This window comes from Aquabacterium sp. UBA2148, from assembly GCF_002328915.1.
In the GTDB taxonomy this organism is placed as follows: domain Bacteria; phylum Pseudomonadota; class Gammaproteobacteria; order Burkholderiales; family Burkholderiaceae_C; genus Aquabacterium; species Aquabacterium parvum.
In genome coordinates, this window is record NZ_DCXA01000232.1 from 2,224 (window position 1) to 11,949 (window position 9,726).

Here is a 9,726-nt window from a genome sequence, read left to right on the forward strand (position 1 = left end):
GCTCAGCGGCCAGGGGGCGGGTGCGTCTGCGGCAGGCGCTGGCGCCGAGGCGGCACAGACCAACTTCCAGGTCTTGCCCCAGCCGGCGCCTGGCCTGACCGAGTACACGGTCGAGATCGATGGCCAGGTGCTGAGGTACCGGCAGGGGGCAGCCACTTGGCAGCCTTTCGTGTGGCCTGGCCCGGGCACGCCGGGGGTTCGCATCAGCGGCGTGACGTTCGATGGCCGGCAGATCAGCTTCTTCAATGAGCCGGGTCGCTTCGGCCTGGAAAAGATGATCAATTCTGCGCAGCGTCGCCGCATCGACGAGCAGGTGTTCGAGTTGAAGTGGCCTCAGGGCAACGTGGCGGTCGCGGTTCAGTTGCGCATCCTCTCCAACAGCGCGCCCGCAGCTCAGCCTGCCCCGGCGAGCGAGCCCGGCGCCAAACCCGGTGCCTTGCCAGCGCTGGTGGCGGGCAGCGACGACACCACGGCCCCTGCGGCACCCGCATCGCCTCTGGTGCAGTCCTCCGCGGCCGTGCCGGTGGCCCCCCCAACCAGCCGCCAGGGCGCAGTCGTGGCCGCAGGAGAGGGCGCATGATCACCACCGAAAGCAAGCCCGTGGACGTCCTCTACTTTGGCAAGCTGCCCTCCAGGGGTGACTTCGTGCGAAGCGCGCAGCACCCGGCGATGCTGGAGGTGCTGGATCGTTGGCAGGCCCAGACCCTGGAGCGGATGTCCACCGACCCGCGCTGGAAACTCATTTACGACGAGGCGCCCGCCCTTGCTTTTGCGATCCTGGGTTCGGGCAGCCACGTGGCGCTCGCCGGGCACTGGCTGGCCAGCCAGGACACATCAGGCAGGCGCTTTCCTTTCGTCACCGCCGGGGCCTTTGACTTGCGCAAGCCGCAGCAGTCTGCGGTGCTGGCACCGATCGCGCTGGATGCGTTGTGGCACCAGTTGGCCACGCGCGGGCAGGCCGCGAGGCAGGCGACCGACCTGGGCGATGTTCAGGCTCGCTTGCAGGCTCCCCTGGAACATGTGCCTGATTTCGAAGAGGCCCGTGACCGACTCGAGTCCTTCCTTGATGCGCACAGCCTGGCCTCCCTGGGCCAGATCCTGAGCGCGGGTGGGCGCCGCCTGTCGGTCCGCCAGGCCGTGCTCGCCTTGGGACTTTTGCTGCGGCCAGCCTTGGTTCAGGGCGGCGCGCGCATGAACAAGCTGCTGTGCCTGCCCCTGCCCTTGGAGCCTTCCTTGCGCGCCTGCGTGGCATCGTGGTGGCTCATGTTGATCATGGGTTTTTTCACCCGGCACGTCGTCGAGTTCAGCATCTTCCTGCCGGTTCGAGAGGGCTTGCCGCAGATGCTGTTGGGCTTTCAGGGGGCTTCGGCGGCCTCCCTGGAGGCGGTGATCGACCCAAGCGTGCTCTCGCGTCACGGCGTCACCCTCGGCGAGCTCGACTGGGTCGAAGACGAGGCCCAGGCCGATGTGGGTTTGCGCAAGCTGTCAACCTACCTGCAGGACCCGGCGCTGTCGCTCACCCAAGCCGTCCGCACATTTCAAGAAGTTTTCCTGGGGGCATGAGGTCATGGCACCGCATCCGATTCGTTTGTTGAAACCCACGGCGTCGCGCGTGCCCAAGTCCTGCCTGGCGGTTTTGCTCGCCAGCGTCGCCGGCTGGGCGGTGGCGCAAGGGCAAGCGGCCGATCCGACGCAGGCGGTGCCGGTGTCGGCCAGCGCCAGCGGCAAAGTCGTTGTGGCGGGCGTGGTGCCCGACGAAGCCACCCGCGTGGCCGTGCTGACCCGGTTGCGAGACGTCTACGGCGCCGAGCGCGTGGTCGATCAACTCAGCCTGGGATCGGTGGTGGCGCCGCCCAACTGGGGGCAGCACGTGCAGCGCCTGATCTCGCCTTCGCTCAAGCAGGTCAGCCACGGGCAACTCAGCGTGCAGGGTCAGACGGTGGACTTGCGCGGTGAAGTGGCCAACGAAGCCCAGCGCCAGCAACTCGTCAGCGACGTGGCGCAAGCGCTCAACCCAACTTACAGCGTGCGCAACGGCCTGCGCGTGGCGGTGCGTGAGCAGGCCTTGGTCGATCAGGCCCTGGCTCAGCGCATCGTGGAGTTCGAGGCCGGCAGCGCGGTCTTGCGGCCTGAGGGCCTGAAGATCCTCGACGAGATGGCGCTGGCGCTGAGTCAGCTTCAAGGCAAGCGCATCGAGGTCATCGGGCACACCGACTCGCTGGGACACCGGCCGGGCAACATCAGCCTGTCTTTGGCGCGCGCGCAGGCGGTCAAAAGCTACCTGGTGGGCAAGGGCCTGGCCGCCGAACGCCTGCAGACCTCGGGCATGGGCCCCGATCAGCCAGTGGCCAGCAATGACTCGGAGGCCGGGCGCGCGCGCAACCGGCGAATCGAGTTCCGTGTCGGCTCCTGAGCGCCTCAGGCGCCTGTGTTGTCAGCTGAAGCCAGCCCCAACAGCTCCTGAAGGTGGGCCATGGAAGAGGGGTCCTTGACGACCTCGCCCAGCCAGCGGTGCAGGGGCATCTCGCCCCACTTGATGGCCTTGTCGGCCAGGTAAGCCACGGGGCTGTGAGGCTCCGTGCGCCTGAAGAAGTCGGCCACCGCCTGAAGCTGCCGCAGCGCCTCGGCACGGGTTCGCGGCGCAGCGGCGCCGGCAGGGGTCAGCTGGTCGGCCGAGGTCGGCATGGTGCTCTCCGTCGCGTCGGTGTGTGCGGTGGACGTTGCAGAGGCCGCGCCTGCATCACCTGTGAGCGATGCGCTGCTCAATGCGCCAGCGTCGCGGGCCAACCTTTCGAGCTCGTGGCCTGCCTGATCCAGGGCCTCGCGGGCCGAAACGAAGCTCGGGCCATCCTGCCCCAGCTTGGCATCGATCACGCCCTGCCAGGCTTGCAGCTGAGCCTTGGTGCTGCGCAGTGCGTCCACCGATTCTCGCAGTCGCTCGGCTGGGGTGTTCTGCATGGCCTGGCGAAACTGCGCGACCGTGATGGCGTTGGGCTGGTCGGCGGGCAAGGTGTCGGCTGGCAACCCTGCGCGCTCTGCCTGGGCTTGCCATTGGCGGGCGTGTTTGAGGTCTTTCAGGGTGTATTGCTCGCCTTTTCGGCCCGCGGTCACGGGCAGGGCGGTGGCCAGCTCAACCAGGCGTTGCAGCATCCAGGCGATGTTGCCGATGCGCTCTTCGGCGTCGTGGCCATCGGGCAGGGGGTGCAGGTGGTCCCAGTGCTGTTCACACAAGGCCGTGCACAGCCCCAGCCCGCTGGCCAGGCCAGCGTAGCCCTGCGTCATGGCGCGCGCTTCGGTCAGCCAAAGGGCCAGGCGCAGGTCCTTGGTGCGGGATGCGAGGAGGGCTTCGCACAGGCGGGCGGCGCCAGCCCAGTCGGCTTGTTTGAGCGGGGTCACCCACTCGCCTTGTTTCAGGGTGGGGTCGTCGGCACGCCGCATCTCGGCGATGTCGTCGAAATCAGTCGAAAAAGAAAGGTCTTCCCCGCCGGGCTGGGCGCCTGGCAGAGGGGCCACAAGGAGGTCGGTGTCCATGGCGTCCCTGATCGTGTTTTGTGGTTGTGGCGTCGGCAACCGTGCATGCCAGCCTGGCGGGCGTGCGCAGAGCGGCGCATCATCCCACGGCAGCCGCCGGGATCCAGGCCCCAACCCGGGTGAGGTCGTGATCGTTTGTAACCCGACGACTTCAGTCAACATGAATGAGAATGAGTATCAATATCTTGATCGTGTTAAGATGCGTCGCATGAGTTCTGCCGCATCTGCCCTCACGTTTTCCACCTTGCCCAGCGATTTGTCCGCAGGGCAGCGGCGCGTGTTGGCCGTGGCAGTGGTGGCGGTGCACCTGGCTTTGGGTTGGGCCTGGTGGCATGCCAAGACCGACTCCGTGAACGTGGGCAGCAGCGAAGTCATCGAGGTGTCGCTGGTGACCGACGCCCAATCGCAGACCCGGGATGCCGCCGAAGAGCCCCAGCCAGAGCCTGTGCGTCAACCGGTGCAGCCCCGTCCGCCCGAACGTGTTCAGCCCAGGCTCACGCCGGCACCGGTGCCAGCGCAGGCCAGCAACTCACCGCCCATTTTGAGCAGCCAGACCGGGGCCGAGTCGGTGGCGCTCACGGCCCCCGTGGCGGCAGCTCCGGCCACGCCTGTTGCCACCCAGGCGGCCCCTGCCGCAGTCGCCGCGCCGGCCCCTCCGCCGCCGCCTGCGCCACGCGAGTTCCAGGCTTCGGCGGTGTCGTACCTGGTGCCGCCTGTTCTGACCTACCCCCGCGTGTCGCGCGAACTGGGAGAGCAGGGCGGCGTGCTGCTGCGCGTGCTGGTGGACGAGCGGGGCCGTCCGACCGACATCCAGGTGGTGAAGTCTTCCGGCTATCCGCGACTGGACCAGCAAGCCGTGCAGGCCATGCGCGCCGCCCGATCCAAACCCCATGTCGAGGACGGCGTTGCCCGCCCGATGTGGGTCAGGACCCCCCAGACATTCATCCTCGAAGACAACTGACCATGAGCAACCCGATCGACCCCGTCGCCCTGGCCGCTTCGGCCTCGCCAGCGGCTTCTGCCACCTCTGCGGCGATGGCCGCCGTGCCCGAGGCAGCCGCCTCTGCCACCCCTGGTTTCGGCCACTTCATCGCCCAGTCCGACGCCATCGGTCAGGGCTTGTTCGTGATCCTGGTGCTGATGTCGGTGCTGTCGTGGGCCCTGATCGCGATCAAGGGCTTTGCCTTGGCCCTGCGCCAGCGCCGAAGCCAGTCTTTCCTGAGCTTTTTCTGGAACGCGACCTCGCTGGAGGCCGTGCAGCACGAGATCGCCACGCACGGCGTCAAGGAGCCCTTTGCGCACCTGACGGCGCATGCGATGCACGCCCAGGCCCACCACGCTCGCTACGGTGCGGCCAAGCTGGAAGAGGCCGGCTCGGCCAAGGACTTCCTCACGCGCACCATCAAGAAGGTGCTCGACGAAGAAACCATGCGCATGGAAAGCGGCCTGACAGCGTTGGCCACCATCGGTGCCACCGCGCCCTTTGTGGGCCTGTTCGGCACGGTCTGGGGCGTGTACCACGCGCTGCTGGCCATCGGCGCTTCGGGCTCCGGCTCGCTCGACAAGGTGGCCGGCCCGGTGGGCGAGGCCCTGATCATGACGGGTGTGGGCCTGGCCGTGGCCATCCCGGCCGTGGTGGCCTACAACTGGCTCACGCGCAGCAACCGGGTCTGGGGTGCGCGCCTGGATGCCTTCGCCTTCGAGCTGTTCACCTTCTTGTCGACCGGGCAGACGCTCAAGACCAGCGATGTGGAGCCGCCGGCCCCCAGCGCCACCGTGCGACCGCTGCAAGCCCACCGCTGATCAGGAGCCGAGAACATGGCTTTCGCGAGTTTCGACGACAAGCGCGGCGGCGCCCCGGTGGCCGAGATCAACATGGTGCCGCTCATCGACGTGATGCTGGTGCTGCTGGTGATCTTCATCGTGGCCGCGCCGCTGCTGACCCAGTCCGTCAAGCTGGAGCTGCCCAAGGCCAGCGCACAGCCCACGCAACCGCAGCCCGACGCCATCCAGCTCAGCATCAATGCCGAGGGCATCCTGTACTGGAATGGCGAGGCGCTGAGTCGGCAAGAAGCCGCCGCCCGCTTTGCGGTGGAGGGCGCCAAGCCAAACCCGCCCGCCGTGCGGTTCAGCGTCGACCAGTCCATCCCGTATGGCCGCGTGGCCGAGATCCTGGCCGATGCCGCGCGCCTTGGTGTGAGCAAAATCGGCCTGGTGACACAGCCTGATACGACTGCGCGCTGAAATGGGGCTGCCAACTCCCGGGGACAGGGGGGTGGGATGACCCGGGGTCTGGCGAAGCCTCACTAGACTCGGAGCACCAACCCAATCAGTGAGGCCCCATGTCCCGCAAGCGTTTCGGTTTTGCTTCCCTCGTGGTCTCGGTGGCCATGGCCCTGGCGACCTCTCAGGCTCGCGCCGACGAGTCCATCGACGCGGTCGAGGCGCAGGTTGCCGAGCTCATCAACGCCCAGCGCTCGCTGGCCGGCTTGTCGCAACTGGGCTTTGATTACCGCCTGAACATCGTCGCCGACCAGCACTCGAGCGACATGGCCACCAACGGCTGCTTCCAGCACGACAGCTGCGATGGCACCAACACCTTTGACCGCATCCTGGCCGTCTACCCGCGTGGCGGCGCCATGGGCGAGATCATCGCTGCCGGTTTCAAAGACGCCCCTTCGGTGGTCGATGCCTGGATGAACAGCCCCGGTCATCGCGCCCAGATCCTGGGCAGCGACTTCACCGCCTTCGGCGTGGGCCTGGTCAGGGGCGGCAGCTTTGGCACTTACTGGACGGTGGACTTCGGGGCGCTGCCGCCGGTCCCCGTCGTGCCCGAGCCCAACGTGGGCCTGCTTGCCGCGCTGGGCCTCGTTGGGGTGGCGCTGCGCGCCCGCCGCCGTGGGCCTTCGATGCACAAGTGAGGCGCGCCATCGGCGTTCTCATTGAAAATGCGGCAACCCGCTTGACCGCATCGACATGAACGCCGCAGCCTTCACCACGCCGTCCACACCCCAGGCCCTCGCTGGCTTGCGGGTGATCGAGTTGGGCCAGCTCATCGCTGGCCCTTTTGCTGGCAAGACCCTGGCCGATTTTGGCGCCGAGGTCATCAAGGTCGAGCCGCCCGCAGCCGAGGGGGCAGCAGGCGGCGATCCTTTGCGCCAGTGGCGCATTCTCCACAACGGCACCAGCGTGTGGTGGCAGGTTCAAAGCCGCAACAAAAAGAGCGTGGTGCTCGACCTGCGCAGCGACGAAGGCCGCGAAACCGTCGCCCGCCTCATCGACGAGGCCGACGTTGTCGTCGAGAACTTCAAGCCCGGCACCATGGAGAAATGGGGCCTGGGCTACGAGCAGCTCAGTGCCCGCAACCCTGGCTTGATCATGCTGCGCATCAGCGGCTATGGGCAAAGCGGCCCCTACCGCGAGCGCCCCGGCTTTGCCGTGGTGGCCGAGGCCATGGGCGGCATGCGCTACCTCAACGCCGAGCCAGGCCGCATCCCGGTGCGTGCGGGCGTGAGCCTGGGCGACACCCTGGCAGGCCTGCATGGCGTGATCGGCGTGCTGCTGGCGTTGCAGGCGCGCCAGGCCACCATCGCGCCCGATGCACCCAAGGGCCGGGGGCAGGTGGTGGACGTGGCCCTGTACGAGGCCGTCTTCAATTGCATGGAAAGCCTGCTGCCTGAGTTCAGCGCCTTCGGGGCGGTGCGTCAGCCAGCGGGCTCGGCCTTGCCTGGCATCGCGCCCAGCAACGCTTACGCTTGTGCCGACGGCATGGTGGTGATCGGTGGCAATGGCGACTCCATCTTCAAGCGCCTGATGATCGCCATCGGGCGCGACGACCTGGCCACCGACCCGGAGCTGGCCAGCAACCCGGGGCGCGTCAAGCGGGTGGGCGAGATCGACGAGGCGATCGGCGCCTGGACGGGTGCCAGGGCGGTGCAGCAGGTGCTGGACGTGCTCAACGCCGCCAGCGTGCCGGTGGGGCGCATCTACAGCGCCCAGGACATCGCCGAAGACCCGCACTACCGCGCTCGCGACATGGTGCTGCCGGTGACCACGCACGACGGCCTGACGGTGGAGGTGCCTGGCATCGTGCCCAAGCTGTCGCGCACGCCAGGTGCCATCCAGCGACGCGGTCCCACGCTGGGTGAGGACACCGACGAGGTGTTGGCCCGACTCAAGCGCTGAGACCGAGTCAGCCGTCAACGCCCGTTGGCGGGCGAGGTGCGGCGCAGGTCCACAAAGGCCTGGTACCACCACGAGCGCATGCCGATGAGCAGGGTGTAGGGGCGCTTGCGGGACTCGGGCAGTCGTTGGTCGCTGGCGTGCTGCCGCGAGAAGTCTTCGGCGGTGCGCTGCAGTCGCTCCAGCAGGGACTGGGCGTGCTCAGGGGCCAGAGAGCCATGCACCAGCAGCATCAACTCGTCGTCTCCCCCGAAGCCGCCTGAAAAGTACTCGGGCGCCACCTGTTCGCGAAAAAAGGCCATCACCGGCCCGTGAGGGCGCCATCGGAAGGTCTTGGCCACTTGCAGCTGGTAGCGATTCAATGGCTTGAGGCGGATGACACCAAGGCGGTCGAGCTGGGTCAGGCAAGCGATGCACTCGGCTTCGGTGAGTCGGTAGGTGCTCAGCATCTGCTCGAACGTCCATTGGCTCAGGCAGCAGGTGGCCACCAGCAGCAGGCGTTTGTCCTTGACCACGGCCTTTTCTTGCGCCAGCGTGAGCTCGCGCCTGAGCGGCTGGGCATCGGCCACGCGGCGGGCCAGGTCTGCGAAGTCGAGCTTGAGCACCCGGCAGATCTCGTCGATGCGAGACAGGGGCATGTCGCCTTTGGCGAAGATGCGTTTGACGCTGGACTCGGCCAAGCCCAGGTCGGTCGCCAGCGCGGCATAGGTGATGCCGGCGGTCTTCAACTCGGTCTTGAGGGCTTGAACCAAGGCTTCGCTGCTGCCCATGGGTGTCTCCGTGAAGTATTGAAAAACGATACCAGAAGTGCATTGATCCGCAACTTCGTATTGTTTTGTTGAACTGTCGGGCCGGGCTGGGAAGAATCCGCTCCATGTTCAACAACGGGGTTCGCCACATGAACTCGATGCCTCATACCGCCACCGCCCGCCGCGACACCCGAGCCTGGGTCATCCAGGTTTGGGTCTCCTTCGGGCTTGCCGCTTTCCTCAGTGCCACCGGCCTGTACTGGCTGCCTGGCAGCCTGATCGAGCGGGCCTTCATGGTCATGGCCTATGTGTTCAGCCTGTCGTCGGTGTTCGTGTTGTCGCGCCACGTGCGGGACCAGGCCGATGGCCTGCCGCAAACGCCCATGTGGGGCCTGGTGGTGTGGACCGGCTTTGGCGCGGCGCTGGCACTGACCGGCTGGGGCATGTGGCAGATGCCGATCAGCCCTGATTACAAGGCCTACCTGATGGTGTGCTGGCTGTTCATGGTGGCGCAGGCCTTCACCCTGGCCAAGACCCTGCGAGATGCGCACGAGGCGCGCGCCCAGCATGGGGCCACCCGCGTGGCCGCGTCCCATCAACGTGAGTCCGACATCGCTTGAGGAGAACGTTCATGACCCGGATGAAACAAATGCTTGATGTGGCACCTGCCGGCGCGCGGAGCCGTGGACAACACAGGTTCAAGGCCTGGCTGGCTTCCGCTTGCGCCTGCCTGGCGCTGGTGGGTGCCCTCACAAGCGCCCACGCTCACCCGAACCAGGCCTCTGAGGCCAGTGCCTTGTCGATGCTGCCCGTGGCGGTGTCGGTGACCGCGCCTGCCTTGTTGGTGTCTGGCACGGTGGCGCTGTCGGTGGTCGCCATCCAGGCCACGGCCGACGGCATGGTCTGGGTGCTGGAGCGAGCCAGCGATGGCGCCCGCATCTCGGTCAAGTGGGCCAGCTCGTCGGTGGGCATGGCTTCCGTGGCGGTGGGCACGGTGGTGACCGTCACGGCGGTGTCGGCCGGTTGGCTTCTCAGCACCGCCGGTGAGGTGATTGCCCTGGTTCCCAACACGCTGGGCCGGGCCCTGCTGCACCACGAGGAGGTGCTGCGATGATCGGCAACCCTGTTCGTCGCCCGGTCTGGCCTTGGGCCTGGCTCGCAGGTGCGCTGCTCTCGGCCATCGTCGCGCTCATGCCGTGCACGCCAGCGCAAGCGGGGCGCCCCTGTCAGCCCACTCGGCTGTCGGTGGGCGCGGTGCAGCAAG

The 9,726-nt window shown here is 67.3% G+C and carries 12 protein-coding genes; 10 read left to right on the forward strand and 2 right to left on the reverse strand.

Annotated elements, in window-relative coordinates; translation table 11 throughout:
- The 3 genes from B2W70_RS13010 to B2W70_RS13020 form a co-directional block, all read left to right on the forward strand.
- A partial coding sequence (locus tag B2W70_RS13010; protein ID WP_286746275.1) for a type VI secretion IcmF C-terminal domain-containing protein occupies nucleotides 1–580 on the forward strand: 580 nt, incomplete at its 5' end.
- Nucleotides 577–1,563 carry a type VI secretion system-associated protein TagF gene (gene tagF, locus B2W70_RS13015; protein ID WP_286746277.1) on the forward strand — a complete coding sequence of 329 codons (987 nt, stop codon included), beginning with the start codon at nucleotides 577–579 and terminating at the stop codon, nucleotides 1,561–1,563. The genes B2W70_RS13010 and tagF, both read left to right, overlap by 4 nt.
- Nucleotides 1,564–1,612: 49 nt before the next feature.
- Complete coding sequence (locus B2W70_RS13020; RefSeq protein WP_414631067.1) at nucleotides 1,613–2,413, forward strand: OmpA family protein; 801 nt, start codon at nucleotides 1,613–1,615, stop codon at nucleotides 2,411–2,413.
- A 5-nt stretch (nucleotides 2,414–2,418) separates the two neighbouring features.
- Here B2W70_RS13020 and tssA read toward each other — a convergent pair whose 3' ends face one another.
- Nucleotides 2,419–3,531 carry a type VI secretion system protein TssA gene (gene tssA / locus B2W70_RS13025; RefSeq protein WP_286746278.1) on the reverse strand — a complete coding sequence of 371 codons (1,113 nt, stop codon included), beginning with the start codon at nucleotides 3,529–3,531 and terminating at the stop codon, nucleotides 2,419–2,421.
- Between the two features lie 208 nt (nucleotides 3,532–3,739).
- Here tssA and B2W70_RS13030 point away from each other — a divergent pair, with 208 nt between their 5' ends.
- From B2W70_RS13030 to B2W70_RS13050, 5 genes are all read left to right on the forward strand, one after another.
- On the forward strand, nucleotides 3,740–4,492 hold the full coding sequence (locus tag B2W70_RS13030) for an energy transducer TonB (RefSeq protein ID WP_286746280.1): 753 nt from the start codon (nucleotides 3,740–3,742) through the stop codon (nucleotides 4,490–4,492).
- A 2-nt stretch (nucleotides 4,493–4,494) separates the two neighbouring features.
- Nucleotides 4,495–5,334, forward strand: coding sequence for a MotA/TolQ/ExbB proton channel family protein (locus B2W70_RS13035; protein ID WP_286746282.1), 840 nt, complete (start codon nucleotides 4,495–4,497; stop codon nucleotides 5,332–5,334).
- 15 nt (nucleotides 5,335–5,349) lie between these two features.
- On the forward strand, nucleotides 5,350–5,775 hold the full coding sequence (locus tag B2W70_RS13040; protein ID WP_286746284.1) for an ExbD/TolR family protein: 426 nt from the start codon (nucleotides 5,350–5,352) through the stop codon (nucleotides 5,773–5,775).
- A gap of 98 nt (nucleotides 5,776–5,873) precedes the next feature.
- Nucleotides 5,874–6,452 carry a CAP domain-containing protein gene (locus B2W70_RS13045; protein ID WP_286746286.1) on the forward strand — a complete coding sequence of 193 codons (579 nt, stop codon included), beginning with the start codon at nucleotides 5,874–5,876 and terminating at the stop codon, nucleotides 6,450–6,452.
- 55 nt (nucleotides 6,453–6,507) lie between these two features.
- Complete coding sequence (locus tag B2W70_RS13050; RefSeq protein ID WP_286746288.1) at nucleotides 6,508–7,716, forward strand: CaiB/BaiF CoA transferase family protein; 1,209 nt, start codon at nucleotides 6,508–6,510, stop codon at nucleotides 7,714–7,716.
- A 14-nt stretch (nucleotides 7,717–7,730) separates the two neighbouring features.
- Here B2W70_RS13050 and B2W70_RS13055 read toward each other — a convergent pair whose 3' ends face one another.
- Nucleotides 7,731–8,483, reverse strand: coding sequence for a helix-turn-helix domain-containing protein (locus tag B2W70_RS13055; protein ID WP_286746290.1), 753 nt, complete (start codon nucleotides 8,481–8,483; stop codon nucleotides 7,731–7,733).
- Nucleotides 8,484–8,587: 104 nt separating this feature from the next.
- Between B2W70_RS13055 and B2W70_RS13060 the strand changes: the two genes are divergently transcribed.
- Nucleotides 8,588–9,082 (forward strand): YiaA/YiaB family inner membrane protein, encoded by a 495-nt coding sequence (locus B2W70_RS13060; RefSeq protein WP_286746292.1) that lies wholly within the window; start codon nucleotides 8,588–8,590, stop codon nucleotides 9,080–9,082.
- A 176-nt stretch (nucleotides 9,083–9,258) separates the two neighbouring features.
- A complete protein-coding gene (locus B2W70_RS13065; RefSeq protein ID WP_286746293.1) occupies nucleotides 9,259–9,576 on the forward strand; it encodes a hypothetical protein in 318 nt (105 codons plus the stop codon).
- The last annotated feature ends 150 nt before the right edge of the window (nucleotides 9,577–9,726 follow it).

Bases quoted from the DNA above. Each gene is read 5' to 3' on its own strand.
- B2W70_RS13035 (WP_286746282.1), top strand. From the start codon at position 4,495: ATGAGCAACCCGATCGACCCCGTCGCCCTGGCCGCTTCGGCCTCGCCA.
- tagF (WP_286746277.1), top strand. From the start codon at position 577: ATGATCACCACCGAAAGCAAGCCCGTGGACGTCCTCTACTTTGGCAAG.
- B2W70_RS13045 (WP_286746286.1), top strand. From the start codon at position 5,874: ATGTCCCGCAAGCGTTTCGGTTTTGCTTCCCTCGTGGTCTCGGTGGCC.
- B2W70_RS13055 (WP_286746290.1), bottom strand. From the start codon at position 8,483: ATGGGCAGCAGCGAAGCCTTGGTTCAAGCCCTCAAGACCGAGTTGAAG.
- B2W70_RS13060 (WP_286746292.1), top strand. From the start codon at position 8,588: ATGTTCAACAACGGGGTTCGCCACATGAACTCGATGCCTCATACCGCC.
- B2W70_RS13030 (WP_286746280.1), top strand. From the start codon at position 3,740: ATGAGTTCTGCCGCATCTGCCCTCACGTTTTCCACCTTGCCCAGCGAT.
- B2W70_RS13050 (WP_286746288.1), top strand. From the start codon at position 6,508: ATGAACGCCGCAGCCTTCACCACGCCGTCCACACCCCAGGCCCTCGCT.
- tssA (WP_286746278.1), bottom strand. From the start codon at position 3,531: ATGGACACCGACCTCCTTGTGGCCCCTCTGCCAGGCGCCCAGCCCGGC.
- B2W70_RS13040 (WP_286746284.1), top strand. From the start codon at position 5,350: ATGGCTTTCGCGAGTTTCGACGACAAGCGCGGCGGCGCCCCGGTGGCC.